The sequence below is a fragment of the Bradyrhizobium sp. AZCC 2289 genome, assembly GCF_036924615.1.
Taxonomy (GTDB): Bacteria; Pseudomonadota; Alphaproteobacteria; order Rhizobiales; family Xanthobacteraceae; genus Bradyrhizobium.
Genome location: NZ_JAZHRY010000001.1, coordinates 4,553,739 through 4,575,127 on the forward strand (window position 1 = coordinate 4,553,739; position 21,389 = coordinate 4,575,127).

Consider the following 21,389-nt stretch of genomic DNA (forward strand, 5'->3'; position numbering starts at 1 on the left):
CCATGTCCGTTCTGATCGACAAAAACACCAAAGTCATCTGCCAGGGTTTTACCGGCAAGAACGGCACGTTCCATTCCGAGGCCGCGATCGCCTATGGCACACAAATGGTCGGCGGCACTTCGCCGGGTAAAGGCGGGTCGACGCATCTCGATCTGCCGGTGTTCGACACGGTCGCCGAAGCGCGCGACAAGACCGGCGCCAACGCCAGCGTGATTTACGTGCCGCCGCCGGGTGCGGCGGATGCCATCTGTGAAGCGATCGATGCGGAAATTCCGCTGATCGTTTGCATCACCGAAGGCATTCCGGTGCTCGACATGGTGCGGGTGAAGCGCTCGTTGTCGGGATCGAAATCGCGGCTGATCGGACCGAACTGCCCGGGAGTCATGACGGCGGGCGAATGCAAGATCGGCATCATGCCGGCCAACATTTTCACGCCGGGCAATGTCGGTATCGTTTCCCGCTCGGGCACCCTGACCTATGAGGCGGTGTACCAGACCTCCCAGGAGGGGCTCGGCCAAACCACGGCGGTCGGCATCGGCGGCGACCCGGTCAAGGGAACCGAATTCATCGACGTGCTGGAGATGTTTCTGGCCGATCCCAAGACCACCTCGATCGTCATGATCGGCGAAATCGGCGGCTCGGCCGAAGAGGACGCCGCCCAGTTCATCAAGGACGAGGCCAAGCGTGGTCGCAAGAAGCCGATGGTCGGCTTCATCGCCGGCGTCACCGCCCCTCCCGGCCGCCGCATGGGCCATGCCGGCGCCATCATTTCCGGCGGCAAGGGCGACGCCGGTTCCAAGACTGCGGCGATGGAATCGGCCGGAATCACGGTCTCTCCGTCGCCTGCTCGGCTAGGACACACCCTTGTCGAAAAATTGAGGTCCTAATTCAATTCTTGGCTCTTTTCGGCGGGAATATTCGTCCCAAATAGGGTAAGGGTTCTTTATCCCGCTGATCCGGTTTCCGGATCGGCGTTGCGCCGTCTTCCACGCGCGAACCGAAAATCACCAGGAAGCCACCATGTCTCGCCAGGACGCGAATGCCGCTTTTGCCCTTTCTTCGTTTTTGCAGGGCACCAACGCCACCTACATCGACGACCTCTACGCCCGCTACGAGCAGGATCCGGCTTCGGTCGATCCCGAATGGCAGGAATTCTTCAAAAGCCTGAAGGACACCCCCGCGGACGTCCAGAAGAACGCCGAAGGCGCCTCCTGGGGCCGCGACAACTGGCCGCTGACACCGCGCGACGATCTGACCTCGGCGCTGGACGGCAACTGGGCGACGGTCGAGAAGGCGGTCGGTACCAAGATCGCGGCCAAGGCACAGGCCAGGGGCGCCGAGGTTTCGGCCGCCGACGTCAATCAGGCCACCCGCGATTCCGTCCGCGCTTTGATGCTGATCCGTGCCTACCGCATGCGCGGCCATTTCCATGCCAAGCTCGATCCGCTCGGCATCGAGGCGCCGCGCGATCGCGAAGAACTCGATCCGCGCTCCTACGGCTTCACCGAGAGCGATTTCGACCGCAAGATCTTCCTCGACCACGTGCTGGGCCTCGAATACGGCACGCTGCGCGAAATCGTCGCGATCTGCGAACGCACTTACTGCCAGACGCTCGGCGTCGAGTTCATGCACATCACCAATGCCGCGCAAAAGGCCTGGATCCAGGAACGCATCGAAGGTCCCGACAAGGAAATCAGTTTTACCCCCGAGGGACGGCGCGCGATCCTCAACAAGCTGGTCGAAGCCGAAGGCTTTGAGAAATTCTGCGACCTGAAATTCACGGGAACGAAGCGCTTCGGCCTCGACGGCGCCGAGTCGCTGATCCCGGCGCTGGAGCAGATCATCAAGCGCGGCGGCAATCTCGGCGTGAAGGAAATCGTCTTCGGCATGCCGCACCGCGGCCGCCTCAACGTGCTGACACAGGTGATGGGCAAGCCGCACCGCGCGCTGTTTCATGAATTCAAGGGCGGCTCGGCCAACCCGGACGCGGTCGAAGGCTCCGGCGACGTCAAATATCACCTCGGCGCCTCATCGGACCGCGAGTTCGACAACAACAAGATCCATCTGTCGCTGACCGCCAACCCGTCGCATCTGGAAATCGTCGATCCCGTGGTGCTCGGCAAGGTGCGGGCCAAGCAGGACCAGCACGGCGATCCGCCGGACATGCGCATTTCGGTGCTGCCGCTGTTGATGCATGGCGACGCGGCGTTCGCAGGCCAGGGCGTGGTGGCGGAGTGTTTCAGCCTGTCCGACCTCAAGGGCTACCGCACCGGCGGTTCGCTGCATTTCATCGTCAACAACCAGATCGGCTTCACCACCTATCCGCGCTATTCGCGCTCCTCGCCCTATCCCTCCGATGTGGCGAAGATGATCGACGCGCCGATCTTCCATGTGAACGGCGACGATCCGGAGGCCGTAGTGTTCGCCGCCAAGGTCGCGATCGAGTTCCGGCAGAAATTCCACAAGCCGGTCGTCATCGACATGTTCTGCTATCGCCGTCACGGCCACAACGAGGGCGACGAGCCGGCGTTCACCCAGCCGGTGATGTACAAGAGGATTGGCTCGCATCCGACCACGCTGGAGATCTACGCCAGGCGGCTGGTTGCCGAGGGCGTGATGACCGAGGGCGAGGTCGACAAGGCCAAGGCCGACTGGCGCGCGCGGCTCGATGCCGAGCTCGAGGCCGGCTCCGGCTACAAGCCGAACAAGGCCGACTGGCTCGACGGCAAATGGGCGGGCTTCAAGTCGGCCGACGCCGAAGAAGATCCACGCCGCGGCGTCACCGGCGTCGATGTCGCGGTCTTGAGGGATATCGGCCGCAAGATCACCAAAGTAGCCGATGGCTTTCGGGTTCATCGCACGGTGCAGCGGTTTCTGGACAGCCGCGCCAAGGCGATCGACGGTGGCGTCGGCATCGATTGGGCGACCGGCGAGGCGCTGGCGTTCTGCACGCTGCTGCAGGAAGGCCATCACGTGCGGCTGTCGGGACAGGACTCCGAGCGCGGCACCTTCTCGCAGCGGCATTCGGTGCTGATCGACCAGGAAGACGAGGGCCGCTACACGCCGTTCAATCATCTCGGCGGCGACCAGGGCCATTACGAAGTCATCAACTCGCTGCTCTCGGAAGAAGCGGTGCTCGGCTTCGAATACGGCTATTCGCTGGCGGAGCCGAACGCGCTGACGATCTGGGAAGCCCAGTTCGGCGACTTCGCCAACGGCGCGCAGGTGTTGTTCGACCAGTTCATCTCGTCGGGCGAACGCAAATGGCTGCGCATGTCCGGTCTCGTCTGCATGCTGCCGCACGGCTATGAAGGTCAGGGACCGGAGCATTCCTCCGCAAGGCTCGAACGCTTCCTGCAGATGTGCGCCGAAGACAACATGCAGGTGGTCTATGCCACGACGCCGGCGAATTTCTTCCACGTGCTGCGGCGTCAGCTCCATCGCGAAATTCGCAAGCCGCTGATCCTGATGACGCCAAAATCGCTGCTGCGACACAAGCGGGCGGTATCGCGGCTGGACGAACTGGGCGAGGGCACCACGTTCCACCGCATTCTCTACGATGACGCGCAGATGCTGCCGGACGACAAGACCAAACTGGTGCCGGACGACAAGATCCGTCGCGTCGTGCTGTGCGCCGGCAAGGTCTATTACGATATCTATGACGAGCGCGAGAAGCGCGGCATCGACGATATCTACATCATGCGCGTCGAGCAGCTTTATCCGGTGCCGTTGAAGGCGCTGGTGCATGAGCTCGGGCGCTTCAAGAACGCCGAACTGGTCTGGTGCCAGGAAGAGCCGCGCAACATGGGTTCGTGGCACTTCATCGAGCCCTATCTCGAATGGGTGCTGAACCAGATCCACGCGCCGAACAAGCGTCCGCGTTACGCCGGCCGCGCGGCGTCGGCCGCCACCGCCACCGGTTTGATGTCGAAGCATCTGGCACAGCTCAAGGCGCTGCTGGATGAGGCACTGAACTAGAAATTTTCATTCGTCATGCCCCGCGAAAGCGGGGCATCCGGTGACCCGCACCGTTCAATCCGATCACGAACGTTACGGGGTACTGGATCGTTCGCCCTCGCGGACGATGACTGCAGAAGCGATTGAGGAAAACACACAATGACTGAAATTCGTGTTCCGACGCTCGGCGAGTCCGTGACCGAGGCCACCATCGGCCGCTGGTTCAAGAAGGCCGGCGATGCCGTAGCGGTCGACGAGCCCCTGGTCGAGCTCGAGACCGACAAGGTCACCATCGAAGTCCCGGCGCCGTCGGCGGGCGTGCTCGGCGAGATCTCCGCCAAGGACGGCGAGACCGTCGCGGTCGGCGCGTTGCTCGGACAGATCAATGACGGTGCGGCGGGCGCCGCCAAACCGGCGGCCGCGCCCGCCAAGGCCGCAGCCCCGGCTGCGCCGCCGCCGGCCGCTGCGCCCGCTGCCGCCGCGCCTCCGAAGGCTGCGCCGGCCGACGCGCCACTGGCGCCGTCGGTGCGCAAGCTCTCCGCCGAAAGCGGCATCGATGCGGCCACGGTTCCCGGCTCCGGCAAGGATGGCCGTGTCACCAAGGGCGACATGCTGGCTGCGATCGAGAAGGCGGCCTCGGCGCCGACGCCGGTCAATCAGCCGGCCGCCGCCGTCCAGGTGCGTGCGCCGTCGCCCGCCGACGATGCCGCGCGCGAAGAGCGCGTGAAGATGACGCGGCTGCGCCAGACGATCGCGCGGCGGCTCAAGGACGTGCAGAACACAGCCGCGATGCTCACGACCTTCAACGAGGTCGACATGAGCCACATCATGGCGATGCGGGCGCAGTACAAGGACGTGTTCGAGAAGAAGCACGGCAGCAAGCTGGGCTTCATGGGTTTCTTCACCAAGGCCTGCGTGCAGGCGCTGAAGGATATCCCGGCGGCCAATGCCGAGATCGACGGCACCGATCTGATCTACAAGAATTATTACCACATCGGCGTCGCGGTCGGAACCGACAAGGGCCTGGTCGTGCCTGTCGTGCGCGACTGCGACCACAAATCGATCTCCGACATCGAAAAGAGTATCGCCGACTTCGGCCGCCGCGCCCGCGACGGCCAACTCAAGATCGACGAGATGCAGGGCGGCACCTTCACCATCACCAATGGCGGCATCTATGGTTCGCTGATGTCGACGCCGATCCTGAACGCGCCGCAGTCGGGCATTCTGGGCATGCACAAGATCCAGGATCGCCCGGTCGTGGTTGCCGGCAAGGTCGAGATTCGCCCGATGATGTATCTGGCGTTGTCCTACGATCACCGCGTCATCGACGGCAAGGAAGCGGTCACCTTCCTGGTCCGCGTCAAGGAAAGCCTGGAAGACCCGGCACGGCTGGTGCTGGATCTCTGATGCAATCCCGGGGCCCGTTTGCGAGGACCTCAGCCGACCGGCGGGCGTTGATCATCTGCGTTGAGCTTTGGGGGCGATTTTGACTGATCAAGTTGCTGTCATCACCGGCGGAAGTCGCGGCATCGGCCGCGCCACCGCCATTGGCGCTGCGGCGCGCGGCTTTCGCATTGTGGTCGGTTACGCCAGCAATCACGCAGCGGCGCAGGAAGTTGTATCCGTCATCGAAGCCAAGAACGGCAAGGCCATCGCGGTGAAATGCGATGTCGGCAGCGAGCATGACATTCTCGCGCTGTTCAAGGCTGCCGACGAATTCGGAACGCTGGGCGCACTGGTCAACAATGCCGGTATCGTCGGGCCGTCGGCGCGGGTCGAGGACATGTCGGCCGAGCGCATCCAGCGCATGATGGCGGTCAACGTGACCGGCAGCATTCTTTGCGCGCGTGAAGCCGTGAAACGAATGTCGACGCGGAACGGCGGCAAGGGCGGCGTCATCGTCAACCTGTCCTCGGTCGCGGCGAAACTTGGCGCGCCCAATACCTATGTCGATTACGCGGCGTCCAAGGGCGCGGTGGATTCCTTCACCATCGGACTGGGCCATGAAGTCGCCGGCGAAGGCATTCGCGTCGCGGCGATCCGCCCGGGATTGATCGACACCGAAATTCACGCCAGCGGCGGCGAGCCCGACCGCGCGCATCGGCTTGCGCATATGGTGCCGATGCAACGTGTCGGCAGCGCGGAGGAAATCGCCAACGCCATCGTCTGGCTGATGTCGGACGATGCGTCCTACGTCACCAGCGCCATCCTCGATGTGTCGGGTGGTCGGTAAACACCTGTCACACTATTCAGCTACAGGACTTCAATCATGGCCACCTACGATCTCGTCATCATCGGCACCGGTCCCGGCGGATATGTCTGCGCGGTGCGCGCCGCGCAACTCGGCATGAAGGTCGCCGTGGTCGAAAAGAGCGCGACGCTCGGCGGCACCTGCCTCAACGTCGGATGCATGCCGTCGAAAGCATTGCTGCATGCCTCCGAGATGTTCGAGGAAGCCGAGCACTCCTTCGCCAAGATGGGCGTCAGCGTCTCCACGCCGAAACTCGATTTGCCCGCGATGATGAATTTCAAGCAGCAGGGCATCGACGGCAACGTCAAGGGCGTCGACTTCCTGATGAAGAAGAACAAGATCGATGTCCTGAAGGGCGCCGGCAAGATCCTCGGCGCCGGCAAGGTCGGGGTCTCCGGCGACGGCAAGACCGAGATTGTCGAGACCCGGAACATCGTCATCGCCACCGGCTCCGATATCGCGCGGCTGAAAGGCATCGAGATCGACGAGAAGCGCATCGTGTCGTCGACCGGCGCGCTGTCGCTCGACAAGGTGCCGGAAAAACTGTTGATCATCGGCGCCGGCGTGATCGGGCTCGAACTCGGCTCGGTATGGCAGCGGCTTGGCGCGCAGGTCATGGTGGTTGAATTCCTCGATCGCATCTTGCCCGGCATGGACGGCGAAGTTGCAAAGCAATTCCAGCGCGTCCTCGAAAAGCAGGGCTTTGCGTTCAAGCTCGGCGCCAAGGTCACCGGCGTCGATACCTCGGGCAAGACGCTCATCGCAAAGGTCGAGCCGGCCGCGGGCGGGGCTGCGGAAACGCTGGAAGCCGACGTGGTGCTGGTCTGTATCGGCCGCGTGCCCTACACCGAAGGTCTCGGCCTGAAGGAGGCCGGCATAGCCCTCGACGATCGCGGCCGCGTGCAGATCGACCAGCATTTTTCGACCAGCGTGAAGGGCGTCTATGCGATCGGCGACGTGGTTGCGGGTCCGATGCTGGCGCACAAGGCGGAAGATGAAGGCGTCGCCTGCGCGGAAATCATCGCCGGGCAAGCCGGGCATGTGAACTACGACGTTATCCCTGGCGTCGTGTATACCACGCCGGAAATTTCGTCGGTCGGCAAGACCGAGGAAGAATTGAAGCAGGCCGGCGTGGCTTACACGTCAGGTAAATTTCCCTTCACCGCCAACGGCCGCTCCAAGGTCAACCAGACCACTGACGGATTCGTGAAGGTTCTCGCAGATGCGAAGACCGATCGGGTGCTGGGCGTGCACATTATCGGCCGCGAAGCCGGCGAAATGATCCATGAGGCCGCCGTTCTGATGGAGTTTGGCGGTTCGGCGGAGGATCTGGCGCGAACGTGTCATGCCCATCCGACACGATCGGAAGCCATCAAGGAAGCCGCGCTTGCGGTTGGCAAGCGGGCGATCCATATGTGATCGACATCCGGCACGCGCCGGGTAGAGACCACGTCCATGATGCGCCGCCTTCTTCAACCGATCTGGGTTCTGCTCGCGGTCATCTTCCTGATCGAAGCATGGCTGTGGGATCATCTCGAGCCGATCGTGGCGCGCGTGGTGGCGCTGATTCCGCTGCGTGCGTTCAAGCAATGGCTGTCCGATCGCGTCGATACGTTGTCGCCGGCGATGACGCTGATCGTATTCATCGTGCCGGTGATCCCGCTGTTTCCGCTCAAGCTGGTCGGCCTGTGGCTGATGATGCATGAATATTGGCTGAGCGCCATCGTTACCATCATCTTCGCGAAACTCGTCGGCGTCGGTGTCACCGCGTTCATCTTCGACGTGACACGCTCGAAGCTCCTGGAAATGCCGTGGTTCGAAAGGCTCTATGAATTCATCATGGACCTGCGCGCCAAGGCGGCCGCGCTGGTCGAGCCGACCAAGCGGCGCATCCTGGAAATATTGCGCGGCGACGGCGGCGGTTGGTCGTCGCGGATGCTGCGGCTGATCCAGCGCTTTCGCAAAAGCGTGCACGAGGCGCGCTGATTGCTGGCGCCACGCGCTCTGTCCTTACCTCTCCCACAGGGAGAGGTCGGCGCGTAGCGCCGGGTGAGGGGCTCAGCTCTATCGACAGACCGTAATCCCTCACCCGCGCCTTCAGCGCGACCTCTCCCGATGGGAGAGGTGAAGCGGAGTCCGCCGCGCTGTCTCAGCTATGAGCGATAAGTATCAAGGCAGATGCAGCAGGTGCGGCATGAAGATGCCGAGCGCGGTAACGGCGATGCCCGCCAGCGTCAGCAGGCCGGAGATCCAGGCCAGCGCAATAATCCCGGTGATAATGGTTGCCGAGGCCAGCACGATTCCGATCTGAAAGGCCGCCGAGGCCAGTTCGAAGTGATGGTACTTGGCCTCCGCGAGGTTACGCTCCTCCTCGGCGTGCTTGGCCCGCTCGGACAATTGTTCCGAGCCTTCGCCGGTCTCCGGCTCGGAGCGGTAACGCGCCGCGGTCTTCTGCCAGTCGTCGATCTGCTTTTGCACCGCCGCCTTGGTGGCGTCGTCGCCGGCACCGAGGCTCAGTTTGGCCTGTTCTGCCGCGGTCTGGACCGTGGTGCGGCGAATGCTCTTGGCCTGGAAAAACGCCCACAGGTTCGACGCCTCGACGTTCTTGCTGATGGATTCGGTTTGCGCGCCTTTGCCCAGCGTTTCCGATAGCGCAAGACACAACGCGATCACGGCGATCAATAGCGCGATCTTCCTGTTCTCGCCGGCGGCTTCCTTGGCGTGGTCCGCTTGCTCCATGCTCTCTTGTGCGCTCATGATTCTCTCCCCGAATGAGACCCTGTCCACGATTGCCGAACGGCATGGCTTACGCAAGTGGCAAGCGGATGTGACGGGAGCGTGTCAGGATGAAAACGCCGCAGATCAGCCGCGCGGATGCGCCGTTCTATAGACTTCCAGCAGCCGTTCGCTGTCGATGCCGGTATAAATCTGCGTGGTCGAGAGCGAGGCGTGGCCGAGCAGCTCCTGGATCGCGCGCAGATCGCCGCCGCGGCTCAACAGGTGGGTGGCGAACGAATGCCGCAGCGCATGCGGCGTTGCACTGTCGGGCAGGCCGAGCGCGCCGCGCAATCTTTCCATGGTGAGCTGAATGATTCGCGGGCTGAGCGGGCCGCCGCGGGCGCCGACGAAGATCGGCCCCGCCGGGGCGAGCTGATGCGGGCAGATCGCGGTATAATCCTGGATCAATTGCAGCACATTTTGCAGCACCGGCACCATGCGGGTCTTGTTGCCCTTGCCGGTCACGATCAGGACGTCGCCTTCGCCGGGCAACGGCACGTCGCGGCGCTTCAGGCCGAGCGCCTCGGAGATACGCAGGCCCGAGCCGTAGAGCAGCGCCATCACGGCGGCGTCGCGCGCCCAGATCCAGGGATCGCGGTCCTCGCCGGCGCGCTCGTCGGCATCCGTCAAACGTTTCGCCGCAGCCATCTGGATCGGCTTCGGCAGGCTTTTTGCAACTTTGGGCGCGCGGATGGCAGAGAGCGCGCCGACCTTGCCTCTGCCCTCCCGTTCGAGAAACCGGCCGAACGAACGCAAGCCCGCCAGCGCCCGCATCAGCGAGCGCCCGCCGATCTCATCGGCGCGGCGCATCGCCATGAATGCCCTGATGTCGCTGGCTTCCAGCGCGGCGAACGCCTTGAGCGTCACCCGCCTGCCCCAGTGTTCGGCCAGAAAGGTAAGACATTGGCGGACATCGCGGGCATACGCCTCGGATGTCTTGGGTGACAGCCGCCGCTCGGCGCGCAGATGCGACAGCCAGCGCGTCATCTCCAGCGTGACGGTCTCGTCGGCGCAATCGAGTTCGATCGGTTGAAGTGACGTGGCCGGTTTGGTCATGGAGCTATCGGCGCCCTGATTCTGACGATTATATCGCACCGGTTTCGTTTACCGTTCGCTAACTTGCGCAAACCGGTGCAGTCAAAGGCTGGCCCCGAACCCGGCACGCCCCTAAGTTAGCTCGTTCCTCCGGCATCGAATCAGCCTCCCAATGGACCACGCCACGCGCCCCGACACTTCCACCGCTTCCGCGACCCGGGTCGTCGATGTGCTGGTGCCGGTTGCGCTCAACCATGCCTATTCCTATCGCGTGCCGCGCGGCATGGAGCTGAAGCCGGGAGACGTGGTCTGCGTGCCGCTCGGCCCCCGCGAAGTGGTCGCGGTGGTGTGGGCGGAAAATGCAAAGCCCGACCCGCGCTTGCACAACCGCCTCAAGGATGTCGGCGAAAAGCTCGACGTGCCGCCGCTGAAAGAGGAACTGCGCAGTCTCGTGGACTGGGTCGCCAATTACACGCTCTCGGCGCGCGGCATGGTGCTGCGGATGTGCCTGCGGATGGGCGAGAATCTCGGACCCGAGCGGATGCGCATCGGCGTGCGGCTGACAGGCGAGCCGCCGCGGCGGATGACCCCCGCGCGACGCCGGCTGGTCGAAATCCTGTCCGACGGATTGCTGCACGGCAAATCGGAGGCGGCGCGGGAAGCCGGCGTCAGCGCCGGGGTGATCGACGGCCTGGTCGACGAGGGCACGCTGACGATTGAGACGATGCCGCCGCCGCTGGCGCCGCCACTGCCCGATCCTCAGTTTGCGCAGCCTGATTTCTCGCGCCAGCAGCGCGCGGCCGTCGATGCCTTGCGGGCGCTGGCGGCGAACGGCAGCTTTCACGTCGCGTTGCTCGACGGCGTCACCGGTTCGGGCAAGACCGAAGTCTATTTCGAGGCGATCGCCGAAATCATCCGGCGCGGTAAGCAGACGCTGATCCTGATGCCGGAGATCGCGCTGACCGGACAATTCCTCGATCGGTTCGCGCAGCGTTTCGGCGTGCGTCCGCTGGAGTGGCATTCCGAACTGACCCCGCGCACCCGCGCGCGCAACTGGGCCGCGATATCGGCCGGCGAGGCGCCGGTCGTGGTCGGCGCACGCTCCGCCTTGTTTTTGCCCTATGCTGATTTGGGTCTGATCATCGTCGATGAGGAGCACGACCAGGCCTACAAGCAGGATGACGGCGCGCATTATCATGCCCGCGACATGGCGGTGGTGCGCGCCCATATTGCCAAAATCCCGATCATCCTTGCGTCTGCGACGCCGTCGATCGAGACCGAGGTCAATGCGCGCAAGGGGCGCTACCAGCGCGTCGCATTGCCGTCGCGCTTCGGCGGCCAGCACATGCCGCAGATCGAGGCGATCGATCTGCGCCGCGAACCGCCGCCGCGCGGCCGCTTCATTTCGCCGCGGCTCGCCGAATATATCGGAATCGCCATCGAGCGGCGCGAGCAGGCGCTGCTGTTCCTCAATCGCCGTGGCTACGCGCCGCTCACGCTGTGCCGGGCCTGCGGGCATCGCTTCGCCTGCACGATCTGCGACGCCTGGCTGGTGGACCACAGATTTCGCCAGCGCCTGGTCTGTCACCATTGCGGCTTCTCGATGCCGCGCCCGCATGTTTGCCCGCATTGTGCGGCGGAACAATCACTGGTCGCGGTCGGTCCCGGCGTCGAGCGCCTGCAGGAGGAAGCGGCCGCGTTGTTTCCGCAAGCGCGGACCATGGTGCTGTCGAGCGATCTGATCACCTCGATCGAGACCATGCGCAGCGAACTGAACGAGATCGCGGAAGGCCGCGTCGACATCATCATCGGCACGCAACTGGTGGCAAAGGGGCATAATTTCCCGCGGCTCAATCTGGTCGGCGTGGTCGATGCCGATCTCGGCCTCGGCAATGGCGATCCGCGCGCGGCCGAGCGGACGTTTCAGCTGCTCAACCAGGTGATCGGGCGCGCCGGGCGCGATCAGGGCCGCGGCGTCGGCTACATGCAGACCCATCAGCCCGAACATCCGGTGATGAAGGCGCTGGTCGCTGGTGATCGCGAGGCGTTTTACGCCAGCGAGATCGGGTCGCGCGAGCGAACCGGCTATCCGCCGTTCGGCCGGCTCGCCAGCCTGATTATTTCCGCGGGCGATCGGCCGACCGCCGAGGGTTTTGCGCGCCGCCTTGCCGCGGTGGCGCCGATCGATGAACGGATCCAGGTGCTGGGCCCCGCCGAAGCGCCGCTCGCGGTCATCAAGGGCCGCTATCGCTTTCGGCTCTTGGTGAAGTCGCTGCGCAATGTCGACCTCTCGGACTATTTGCGCGAATGGCTCGCGGCCGGGCCGAAGACCAAAGGCAATCTCAAGCTCGAAGTCGACGTCGATCCGCAGAGCTTTTTGTAAATCCCCTCCTGTCATTGCGAGCCAACGGGTCGCGCGAATGCGCGCCCGATGACAGGCTCCGCGAAGCAATCCATCGTTCGACAAAGAAAGTGTGGATTGCTTCGTCGCGTCGCTCCTCGCAATGACGTTGAGAGCCCATCCGAAACAAAAAGCCTGCCGTCATTCGCGACGGCAGGCCTTTATCGATGCGCGAAAAGTTCCGCGATCGTTACGCTACGCAACGCAACGCTTACCGAAATGGTTGGATCGAAAGCGGCGGGTGAGACGCCTTTAGGAGACGACTTCAGCGGTGACGCGGCCGACGCCGGCGGCGGTCAGGCCGATGGCACGGGCGGCGCCCGTGGACAGATCGAGGATGCGGCCACGGACGAACGGGCCACGGTCGTTGACGGTGACGACGACGCTCTGGCCGCCATGGGTCACCCGGAGCTCGGTGCCGAATGGCAACGAGCGGTGGGCGCAGGTCATGGCGTTCTGGTTGAAGCGCTGACCTGAGGCGGTGTGGCTGCCGGATTCATTGCCGTAAAAGGAGGCCATGCCCGAGAAGCTGTGCCCGCCGGATGACGAGGCGATCGAGGCATTGGCGTCGCGCCAGGAAGAACCCTCGGATGCGGCCTGGTGGTGATGGTGGCGGTAATGGTGCCTGGATTTGGCGGAAGCTTCGGTGACGCTGCCGCCGACCAGGAGAGTTGCGGCGACAAAAGCAAGCGCCGTGCGCGACCGGGTTGCATTTCCCAGCGCAACATTATTGGTATTCAGCATTAAATTGTCCCTCAGACAGTATTGCCACACACGTGACAAGTGGAACCCCCGTCCCGTCTTGCGTGATTGCCGTTTGGTTGCGCAATGAGGCATGAATTGGGCAGTAAATCTGGATTGTATCCGGCTGCAATATCTTGTTACCTAGTGCAAGTAGTCGGGAGATATTCCGTAATCTTTCACTTTAACGAATTATTAACCAATGCTGTACTTGTTATTACTGACGAATAAAGTCATCGGCCGCCGCCGGCGAGGTTTGCGCAAGTAATGCGTAAATGGAATCAACCGGCCGCTTCGGTTCCGGGGCGAGGGCTCATGGCGGCCATGCAATCGCTGGTGGAACGATTCTCTTCAGCGACGGCGCTCCAGGAATCGATGACGATCCGGGGATCAGCGATGACGCTCCAGCGAGAAGGCCGCGATCCAGGCCGCAATTTTCGTGACCCAGAATGGCGGTTGGACAGGGCGCGGCCGGACCGAAAACAGCGCGTGCGACAAGGCATCGCCGGCACGCGCCGTCATGTTGCACCTGCGCGTCTCGCTATGTTAGCAAAGCCGCGATTTTAACGGTCCCGGGACTTCCAGTGCCGGTCGAAAATCGAAGTCCCGCTTGAATTCCAAGGGCTTGGATCGCTAGGCGCCGCTTCGTGGCGACGGTTTTTCCCTTGCGAGTTTGACAGCAAAAAAAGAGCGCGTCAGTGGCTGCTGAAGATCCGTCGGTTTCGGGAGTGTCAGGTCGTTATGCAACGGCCTTGTTCGAGTTGGCGCGCGACGAGAAATCCGTCGACGCAGTAAGGGCCGATCTCGATCGATTCGAGGCCATGCTGGCCGACAGCGCCGATTTGAAGCGGCTGGTTCGCAGCCCGGTTTTCTCGGCGGATTCGCAGTCGAAGGCGATCGCCGCCGTGCTCGAGAAGGCCGAAATTACCGGCACTTCTGCAAAATTCCTGAAGGTTCTCACCGCCAATCGGCGCCTGTTCGCCGTCACCGACGTGATCCGCGCCTTCCGCGCGCTGGTGGCGAAGTTCAAGGGCGAGGCGACCGCCGACGTGACCGTCGCCGAAGCGCTCAGCGACAAGAATCTCGACGCCCTCAAGACCGCACTGAAAACGGTGACGGGCAAGGACGTCGCGCTCAACGTGAAAATCGATCCCTCCATTATCGGCGGCCTTGTGGTCAAGCTCGGCAGCCGCATGGTGGATAGTTCGCTTCGCACCAAACTCAATTCGATCAAGCACGCGATGAAAGAGGCAGGCTGATGGACATCCGCGCCGCGGAAATTTCCGCGATCCTCAAGGACCAGATCAAGAATTTCGGCCAGGAGGCTGAAGTTACCGAAGTCGGACAGGTGTTGTCGGTCGGCGACGGCATTGCCCGCGTCTACGGCCTCGACAACGTCCAGGCCGGTGAAATGGTCGAGTTCGAGAACGGCACCCGCGGCATGGCGCTGAACCTCGAAACCGACAACGTCGGTATCGTGATCTTCGGCGCCGACCGCGAGATCAAGGAAGGCCAGACCGTCAAGCGCACCCGCGCCATCGTCGATACGCCGGTCGGCAAGGGCCTGCTCGGCCGCGTCGTTGACGCGCTCGGCAATCCGATCGACGGCAAGGGTCCGATCCAGGCCGACAAGCGCATGCGCGTCGACGTCAAGGCGCCCGGCATCATTCCGCGCAAATCGGTCAACGAGCCGATGGCGACCGGCCTCAAAGCCATCGACGCGCTGATCCCGATCGGCCGCGGCCAGCGCGAGCTGATCATCGGCGATCGCCAGACCGGCAAGACCGCGATCGCGCTCGACACGATTCTGAACCAGAAGCCGCTCAACGCGCAGCCCGACGAGAACATCAAGCTGTATTGCGTCTATGTCGCGATCGGCCAGAAGCGCTCTACCGTTGCCCAGTTCGTCAAGGTGCTGGAAGAGCAGGGTGCGCTGGAATATTCGGTCATCGTCGCAGCGACCGCTTCGGATCCGGCGCCGATGCAGTACATCGCGCCGTTCACCGGCTGCACCATGGGCGAGTATTTCCGCGACAACGGCATGCACGCCGTCATCATCTATGACGATCTGTCCAAGCAGGCCGTCGCCTATCGCCAGATGTCGCTGCTGCTGCGCCGTCCGCCGGGCCGCGAAGCCTATCCGGGCGACGTGTTCTACCTGCATTCGCGCCTGCTCGAGCGCGCGGCGAAGCTCAACAAGGATCAGGGATCGGGATCGCTGACCGCGCTGCCGGTGATCGAAACCCAGGCCAACGACGTGTCGGCCTACATTCCGACGAACGTGATCTCGATTACCGACGGCCAGATCTTCCTGGAAACCGACCTGTTCTTCCAGGGCATCCGCCCGGCGGTGAACGTCGGTCTGTCGGTGTCGCGCGTCGGATCGTCGGCGCAGACGAAAGCGATGAAAAAGGTCGCCGGCAAGATCAAGGGCGAGCTCGCGCAGTACCGCGAAATGGCGGCGTTCGCGCAGTTCGGAAGCGACCTCGACGCCTCGACGCAGCGCCTGCTCAATCGCGGCTCTCGTTTGACCGAACTCCTGAAGCAGCCGCAGTTCTCGCCGCTGAAGATGGAAGAGCAGGTCTGCGTGATCTGGGCCGGTACCAACGGCTATCTCGATGCGCTGCCGCTCAACAAGGTGCGCGGTTTCGAAGACGGCCTGCTGTCGCTGTTGCGCGGCAAGCACGTCGAGATCCTCAACGGCATTCGTGACAGCCGCGATCTCTCCGACGATCTCGCCGGGAAGCTGAAAAGCGTCGTTGAAGGTCACGCCAAGGCGTTTGCGTAACGCCGTCATGGCCGGGCTTGACACCGCAAGTCGGGTTTACCCGACTTGCGCAAATTAGATAAAAGGACGGAACTCGTGAAACGAGTTCCTATGCCATCCACGTCTTCGCGCGTGGCAAGAATTAAGACGTGGATGCCCGGCACAAGGCCGGGCATGACGAACGAGGGGTTCGCGACCGGGTTGAAAAACAGGTCGCTAGGGTGAACTAAGAATGGCTTCACTGAAAGACATGCGGGTCCGCATCGCCTCCACCAAGGCGACGCAAAAGATCACCAAGGCCATGCAGATGGTTGCGGCGTCCAAGCTGCGCCGCGCGCAGACCGCCGCCGAAGCCGCGCGGCCCTACGCCGAAAAAATGGACTCGGTGATTTCCAACATCGCGACCGCTGCCGCGGGATCGCCCGGCGCACCGGCGCTGCTGGCCGGCACCGGCAAGGATCAGGTGCATCTGCTGCTGGTCTGCACCGGCGAGCGCGGCCTGTCGGGTGCTTTCAACTCGTCGATCGTGCGTCTCGCCCGCGAGCGCGCGCTGTCGCTGATCAACCAGGGCAAAGAGGTCAAGTTCTTCTGCGTCGGCCGCAAGGGCTACGAGCAGCTGCGTCGTAACTTCGACAGGCAGATCGTCGAACACCTCGAATTACGCTCGGTCCGCCAGCTCGGCTTCGTCAATGCCGAAGATATCGCCAAGAGGGTTATCGCCCGTTTCGAGGCCGGTGAATTCGACGTCTGCACGCTGTTCTATTCGCGCTTCAAGTCTGTCATTTCGCAGGTGCCGACCGCCCAGCAGATCATTCCGCTGGTAGTGGAAGCGCCCGCCGCCAATGCAGGTCCCGCGACCTCGTACGAATACGAGCCCGAGGAAGACGAGATTCTGACGCGCCTGTTGCCGCGCAATCTCGCCGTGCAGGTATTCCGTGGGCTGCTGGAAAACAACGCCTCGTTCTACGGCGCGCAGATGAGCGCGATGGACAATGCCACCCGCAACGCCGGCGACATGATCCGCAAGCAGACCCTGATTTACAACCGAACCCGTCAGGCCATGATCACCAAGGAGCTGATTGAAATCATCTCCGGCGCCGAGGCGATGTAACGGCGACAGGCGCGATCAAACTGACGGTTGTCTAGATACGAATTCGAAGGAGAGAGTTTATGGCCACACCCGCCAACCAGACCGGACGCATCACGCAGGTCATCGGCGCCGTCGTCGACGTGCAGTTCGAGGGACATCTGCCCGCCATTCTGAACGCGATCGAGACCAGGAACGGCGGCAACCGTCTGGTGCTCGAAGTGGCGCAGCATCTCGGCGAATCCACGGTGCGCACCATCGCGATGGACACCACCGAGGGTCTGGTCCGCGGCCAGGAGGTCACCGACACCGGCAACCCGATCATGGTGCCGGTCGGCGCCGGCACGCTTGGCCGCATCATCAACGTCATCGGCGAGCCGATCGATGAAGCCGGCCCGGTGGTTTCGGAAGGCCTGCGCGCAATCCATCAGGAAGCGCCGACCTATACCGACCAGTCGACCGAAGCTGAAATTCTCGTCACCGGCATCAAGGTCGTTGACCTGCTGGCGCCTTACGCCAAGGGCGGCAAGATCGGCCTGTTCGGCGGCGCCGGCGTTGGCAAGACCGTGCTGATTCAGGAACTGATCAACAACGTCGCCAAGGCCCATGGTGGCTACTCGGTGTTCGCCGGCGTCGGTGAGCGTACCCGTGAAGGCAACGACCTCTATCACGAGTTCATTGAATCGAAGGTCAACGCCGACCCGCACCATCCTGATCCGAACGTTAAGTCGAAATGCGCTCTCGTGTTCGGCCAGATGAACGAACCGCCCGGCGCCCGCGCCCGCGTCGGCCTCACCGGTCTGACCGTCGCCGAGCACTTCCGCGATCAGGGCCAGGACGTGCTGTTCTTCGTCGACAACATCTTCCGCTTCACGCAGGCAGGCTCCGAAGTGTCGGCGCTGCTCGGCCGTATTCCTTCGGCCGTGGGTTATCAGCCGACGCTCGCCACCGACATGGGCGCGCTGCAGGAACGCATCACCACGACACACAAGGGCTCGATCACTTCGGTGCAGGCGATCTACGTGCCGGCCGACGACTTGACCGACCCGGCGCCCGCGACATCGTTCGCGCATTTGGACGCGACCACGGTGTTGAACCGCGCGATCTCGGAAAAAGGCATCTATCCGGCGGTGGATCCGCTCGACTCGACTTCGCGCATGCTGTCGCCGCTCGTCGTCGGCGAAGATCACTACAACACTGCGCGAATGGTTCAGCAGGTACTGCAGAAGTACAAGTCACTGCAGGACATCATCGCCATTCTCGGCATGGACGAGTTGTCGGAAGAGGACAAGATCGCGGTGGCACGCGCGCGCAAGATCGAACGCTTCCTGTCGCAGCCGTTTCATGTGGCCGAAGTCTTCACGGGATCGCCGGGCAAGTTCGTCGAACTCGCCGATACCATCAAGGGCTTCCGCGCCATCTGCGAAGGCAAGTACGATCACCTGCCGGAAGCTGCCTTCTATATGGTCGGTACCATCGAAGAAGCCGTCGAGAAGGGCAAGAAGCTCGCAGCTGAAGCCGCCTAAGCTTTTGATGTGTCATTGCCGGGCTTGACCCGGCAATCCATCGCTACAAAATTTTTGCTGATGGACCCGCGGGTCAAGCCCGCGGGTGACAGCGGAAAGAACGGAAAGACCATGGCCACCTTCCACTTCGATCTCGTCTCTCCCGAAAAGCTCGCCTTCTCCGGCGAGGTCGATCAGGTTGACGTTCCCGGCGTGGAGGGTGAATTCGGCGTGCTCGCCGGTCATGCGCCGGTTGTTGCTGCGGTCCGCCCGGGTATCCTGACCATCACGTCAGGCGACACGCATCAGAAGATCATCGTGCTCGGCGGTCTGGCGGAAGTCTCGGAGAAGGGCCTCACCGTGCTCGCCGACGTCGCCACCTCGATACAGGAGCTCGACCGCGCTCAATTCGCCGAGTCGATCGCGGAGATGGAAGCAAAGCTCGCCGAGAAGGAAGGCTCCGAACTCGACCGCGCGATCGAGCGGCTCGATCACTTCAAGGGCATCCAGCACGAGCTCAACACGACGGCTATGCACTAAGCCCCGGTGCACCGCGCCGGGGCTCGACAAAAACCTGAATAAATTCAGCGCTCGTCACACGGTGACGGGCGTTGATTTTTGTTGGGAGGCCTGTTCTCGAAGCGCTACCCGCTTCGCTTGAAAACGCTATGGTTGCGCTCGGGAACTTCTAGCGGCATTCTGCCCCCGGCAGATGGTTGTCCAGGGCGGGCATTGATGAAACGCAAGATCGCGGCGATTTTTGCGGCCGATATAGCCGGTTACAGCCGACTGGTTGCCGAAGACGAAGAGGAGACGCTGCGGCGGCTCGCCTCCTATCGGCTGGTGACCGACGATTTCATCGCCAAGGGCGGTGGCCGGATTTTCAACACCGCGGGCGATGCCGTGCTCGCCGAATTTCCAAGCGCGGTCGAGGCCGTGCGCTGCGCGATCGACATCCAGGAAAGCCTGCGCACCCGGAATATGGCCTATCCGCCGAGCCGCCAGATGAGCTTCCGCATCGGGATCACGATCGGCGACGTGGTCGAGCGCGACGGCGATTTGCTCGGCGATGGCGTCAACATCGCGGCGCGCCTCGAAGGGCTGGCCGAGGTCGGTGGCATCTGCATCTCGCGCGCGGTGCATGAGCAGGTCGCCAACAAATTGTCGGTACAGTTCGCCGATATCGGCGCGCAGGAAGTGAAGAACATCCCGACGCCGGTGCATGCCTACATGGTGGCGATGCGGCGCGAGGACGGCACCTATGCGACGCCGCAGGTCAAGAAGCCCGTCAAGGCTGGGGCCACGACGGTGCCGAACTGGATGTGGCCGGTCGCGGTCACGCTGGTCTGCCTGACCGCGATCGGTGTTGGCGGCTTCCTGTATTTCACCAAGCTGGAAACCTCTGCGACCAAGGTCGCGTCTTCGAGCAGCAAGGACGCGAGCCCCGCACCTTCGGCGTCGACTGCTCCGACGCCTGCCCCGACTCCAACCATGGCCGCACCGGCGCCGCCACCTCCACCACCTTCGCCACCACCGATTCCATCCGGCGAGAAGTTTGCTGCGGAGACCGTGCCGTTCGTTTCTGATCGCACCCGGGTTGTTTTGACCAACGAATATGTGCCGGCGGCGGATTACAAGGCGTTCGCTCTGAACACCAACGGCGTCAACGTGTTCGTCGCCGGCCAGCCGAACGAAGAAGCGGCGAAAAATGCCGTGCTCGAGCAATGTCAGAAACGCGCCGACAACAGTCAGCCGGTGCGAAAATGCGAGCTTTACGCGGTCGGCAACGCGATGGTCTACCCGCATCCCCGCCCGCCGCTGCCACCGATGCCCTGGATCAGGCACGACCCGTCTACCGAGAAGCCGTTCGTGACCAAGGATGTGCCGATTGTGCGTGACCCCGGAAAGGCCAAGCTTGAGAGCGTCTATCCGTCGGCCCGAAAGAGCAAGACGATCGCGATTGGACCTGGTGGGGCTTACTTCTTCAATTCGAACGCGGAAAGCGTCGAGGAATCGGCGCGCCGAATTCTGGAAACATGCGGCGCGGTCGTCGGCATTGCCTGCATGATCGTGGCTGCCGACGATGTCTTCGTCGTTCCGGTGCCGACCACCTTGAAGGCCATCGGCTTCTTTCGGCCGGAACGAAATCCTTCCATTGCCGTGGATGCGAAGGATGACGTGGCCCGTAAACTGGCGGATGCGTCATCCGGCTGGAACGCAGTCGCCGTCGGCACCTCGGGGCGTCCCGGACTGGCTCTCAAGGCGGCGACCGAACAGAACGCGGTCAATGAGGCGCTCGGCAACTGCGTCAAGCACGACAGCGATTGCCACGTCATCGCGATCGGCCCGTTCGCGGTTGGGCCGAATTAAAGCGCGAATTTCGCAAAGCGCTGCGCCACAGTCCGGTACACTTCGCGCCGGAATGGAACCACGAGGTCGGCGACGCGATCGAGACGCTCCCAGCGCCAGCAGTCGAATTCCGCGGGCTGTCCGTTGCGCGGCGTCAGCGGGTCGATTTCGTCGTCGCGGCCGGTGAAGCGCAGCGCGAACCACTTTTGGCGCTGGCCGCGGAATTTGGCGAGGCGATGCGACGATGGCCCGTCGTAGGGCGGAAACTCGTAGGTCATCCAGTCGGTTTCGCCGAGATGGTCGGCGCTGACTGCACCGGTTTCTTCCCAGAGCTCGCGCATGACCGCCTCGCGCGGGTCCTCACCGGCGTCGATGCCGCCCTGCGGCATCTGCCATTCGAGGCCGGGGAGAATGATTTCCGGTCCATCGTCCCGAAACCGCCGGCCGATCAGCACCTGGCCGGACGCGTTGAACAGGGCGATCCCCACATTGGGGCGATAGGGCTTGGCTTCCATCAG

17 protein-coding genes are annotated in these 21,389 nt (G+C 63.1%); 13 read left to right on the forward strand and 4 right to left on the reverse strand.

Annotated features, from left to right (window positions below):
- Nucleotides 1-2 precede the first annotated feature (2 nt).
- The 6 genes from sucD (at nt 3) to V1289_RS21775 (ending at nt 8,194) form a co-directional block, all read left to right on the forward strand.
- On the forward strand, nt 3-887 hold the full coding sequence (sucD, locus tag V1289_RS21750) for a succinate--CoA ligase subunit alpha (RefSeq protein WP_334398771.1): 885 nt from the start codon (nt 3-5) through the stop codon (nt 885-887).
- A gap of 133 nt (nt 888-1,020) precedes the next feature.
- Nucleotides 1,021-3,978 (forward strand): 2-oxoglutarate dehydrogenase E1 component, encoded by a 2,958-nt coding sequence (locus V1289_RS21755; protein WP_334398772.1) that lies wholly within the window; start codon nt 1,021-1,023, stop codon nt 3,976-3,978.
- 138 nt (nt 3,979-4,116) lie between these two features.
- On the forward strand, nt 4,117-5,364 hold the full coding sequence (gene odhB / locus V1289_RS21760) for a 2-oxoglutarate dehydrogenase complex dihydrolipoyllysine-residue succinyltransferase (RefSeq protein ID WP_334398773.1): 1,248 nt from the start codon (nt 4,117-4,119) through the stop codon (nt 5,362-5,364).
- Nucleotides 5,365-5,443: 79 nt separating this feature from the next.
- Nucleotides 5,444-6,190 carry an SDR family oxidoreductase gene (locus V1289_RS21765; RefSeq protein ID WP_334398774.1) on the forward strand — a complete coding sequence of 249 codons (747 nt, stop codon included), beginning with the start codon at nt 5,444-5,446 and terminating at the stop codon, nt 6,188-6,190.
- Between the two features lie 36 nt (nt 6,191-6,226).
- Entirely contained in the window at nt 6,227-7,627 is a 1,401-nt protein-coding gene (gene lpdA, locus V1289_RS21770) for a dihydrolipoyl dehydrogenase (protein WP_334398775.1), read from the forward strand.
- Between the two features lie 36 nt (nt 7,628-7,663).
- Nucleotides 7,664-8,194: a hypothetical protein gene (locus V1289_RS21775; RefSeq protein WP_334398776.1), complete on the forward strand. Its 531-nt coding sequence runs from the start codon at nt 7,664-7,666 to the stop codon at nt 8,192-8,194.
- A 183-nt stretch (nt 8,195-8,377) separates the two neighbouring features.
- Here V1289_RS21775 and V1289_RS21780 read toward each other — a convergent pair whose 3' ends face one another.
- Both V1289_RS21780 and V1289_RS21785 read right to left on the reverse strand, forming a co-directional pair.
- Entirely contained in the window at nt 8,378-8,965 is a 588-nt protein-coding gene (locus tag V1289_RS21780; RefSeq protein WP_334398777.1) for a DUF4337 domain-containing protein, read from the reverse strand.
- Nucleotides 8,966-9,070: 105 nt separating this feature from the next.
- Entirely contained in the window at nt 9,071-10,042 is a 972-nt protein-coding gene (locus tag V1289_RS21785; protein WP_074271911.1) for a tyrosine recombinase XerC, read from the reverse strand.
- A 151-nt stretch (nt 10,043-10,193) separates the two neighbouring features.
- Here V1289_RS21785 and V1289_RS21790 point away from each other — a divergent pair, with 151 nt between their 5' ends.
- On the forward strand, nt 10,194-12,404 hold the full coding sequence (locus V1289_RS21790; RefSeq protein ID WP_334398778.1) for a primosomal protein N': 2,211 nt from the start codon (nt 10,194-10,196) through the stop codon (nt 12,402-12,404).
- Between the two features lie 270 nt (nt 12,405-12,674).
- On the opposite strand, the gene V1289_RS21795 is transcribed toward V1289_RS21790, so the two are convergent.
- A complete protein-coding gene (locus V1289_RS21795) occupies nt 12,675-13,166 on the reverse strand; it encodes a septal ring lytic transglycosylase RlpA family protein (protein WP_334398779.1) in 492 nt (163 codons plus the stop codon).
- Nucleotides 13,167-13,861: 695 nt separating this feature from the next.
- Between V1289_RS21795 and V1289_RS21800 the strand changes: the two genes are divergently transcribed.
- From V1289_RS21800 to V1289_RS21825, 6 genes are all read left to right on the forward strand, one after another.
- Entirely contained in the window at nt 13,862-14,422 is a 561-nt protein-coding gene (locus tag V1289_RS21800; protein ID WP_309181121.1) for a F0F1 ATP synthase subunit delta, read from the forward strand.
- On the forward strand, nt 14,422-15,951 hold the full coding sequence (gene atpA, locus V1289_RS21805) for a F0F1 ATP synthase subunit alpha (protein WP_334398780.1): 1,530 nt from the start codon (nt 14,422-14,424) through the stop codon (nt 15,949-15,951). Before V1289_RS21800 ends, atpA begins: the two co-directional genes overlap by 1 nt.
- 211 nt (nt 15,952-16,162) lie before the next feature.
- A complete protein-coding gene (locus V1289_RS21810; RefSeq protein WP_334398781.1) occupies nt 16,163-17,041 on the forward strand; it encodes a F0F1 ATP synthase subunit gamma in 879 nt (292 codons plus the stop codon).
- A 59-nt stretch (nt 17,042-17,100) separates the two neighbouring features.
- Nucleotides 17,101-18,543, forward strand: coding sequence for a F0F1 ATP synthase subunit beta (gene atpD / locus V1289_RS21815; protein WP_334398782.1), 1,443 nt, complete (start codon nt 17,101-17,103; stop codon nt 18,541-18,543).
- 111 nt (nt 18,544-18,654) lie between these two features.
- Nucleotides 18,655-19,062, forward strand: a complete 408-nt coding sequence (locus tag V1289_RS21820; RefSeq protein WP_309181125.1) for a F0F1 ATP synthase subunit epsilon — start codon at nt 18,655-18,657, stop codon at nt 19,060-19,062.
- A 195-nt stretch (nt 19,063-19,257) separates the two neighbouring features.
- On the forward strand, nt 19,258-20,892 hold the full coding sequence (locus V1289_RS21825) for an adenylate/guanylate cyclase domain-containing protein (protein ID WP_334398783.1): 1,635 nt from the start codon (nt 19,258-19,260) through the stop codon (nt 20,890-20,892).
- Here the strand turns inward: V1289_RS21825 and V1289_RS21830 are convergent.
- Nucleotides 20,889-21,386 (reverse strand): RNA pyrophosphohydrolase, encoded by a 498-nt coding sequence (locus V1289_RS21830; protein WP_442896052.1) that lies wholly within the window; start codon nt 21,384-21,386, stop codon nt 20,889-20,891. The genes V1289_RS21825 and V1289_RS21830 overlap by 4 nt on opposite strands.
- Nucleotides 21,387-21,389 lie beyond the last annotated feature (3 nt).

Bases quoted from the DNA above. Each gene is read 5' to 3' on its own strand.
- odhB (WP_334398773.1), top strand. From the start codon at position 4,117: ATGACTGAAATTCGTGTTCCGACGCTCGGCGAGTCCGTGACCGAGGCC.
- V1289_RS21755 (WP_334398772.1), top strand. From the start codon at position 1,021: ATGTCTCGCCAGGACGCGAATGCCGCTTTTGCCCTTTCTTCGTTTTTG.
- V1289_RS21785 (WP_074271911.1), bottom strand. From the start codon at position 10,042: ATGACCAAACCGGCCACGTCACTTCAACCGATCGAACTCGATTGCGCC.
- V1289_RS21780 (WP_334398777.1), bottom strand. From the start codon at position 8,965: ATGAGCGCACAAGAGAGCATGGAGCAAGCGGACCACGCCAAGGAAGCC.
- V1289_RS21825 (WP_334398783.1), top strand. From the start codon at position 19,258: ATGAAACGCAAGATCGCGGCGATTTTTGCGGCCGATATAGCCGGTTAC.
- V1289_RS21810 (WP_334398781.1), top strand. From the start codon at position 16,163: ATGGCTTCACTGAAAGACATGCGGGTCCGCATCGCCTCCACCAAGGCG.
- V1289_RS21820 (WP_309181125.1), top strand. From the start codon at position 18,655: ATGGCCACCTTCCACTTCGATCTCGTCTCTCCCGAAAAGCTCGCCTTC.
- lpdA (WP_334398775.1), top strand. From the start codon at position 6,227: ATGGCCACCTACGATCTCGTCATCATCGGCACCGGTCCCGGCGGATAT.
- V1289_RS21830 (WP_442896052.1), bottom strand. From the start codon at position 21,386: ATGGAAGCCAAGCCCTATCGCCCCAATGTGGGGATCGCCCTGTTCAAC.
- atpA (WP_334398780.1), top strand. From the start codon at position 14,422: ATGGACATCCGCGCCGCGGAAATTTCCGCGATCCTCAAGGACCAGATC.
- V1289_RS21775 (WP_334398776.1), top strand. From the start codon at position 7,664: ATGATGCGCCGCCTTCTTCAACCGATCTGGGTTCTGCTCGCGGTCATC.
- V1289_RS21795 (WP_334398779.1), bottom strand. From the start codon at position 13,166: ATGCTGAATACCAATAATGTTGCGCTGGGAAATGCAACCCGGTCGCGC.
- V1289_RS21790 (WP_334398778.1), top strand. From the start codon at position 10,194: ATGGACCACGCCACGCGCCCCGACACTTCCACCGCTTCCGCGACCCGG.
- atpD (WP_334398782.1), top strand. From the start codon at position 17,101: ATGGCCACACCCGCCAACCAGACCGGACGCATCACGCAGGTCATCGGC.
- sucD (WP_334398771.1), top strand. From the start codon at position 3: ATGTCCGTTCTGATCGACAAAAACACCAAAGTCATCTGCCAGGGTTTT.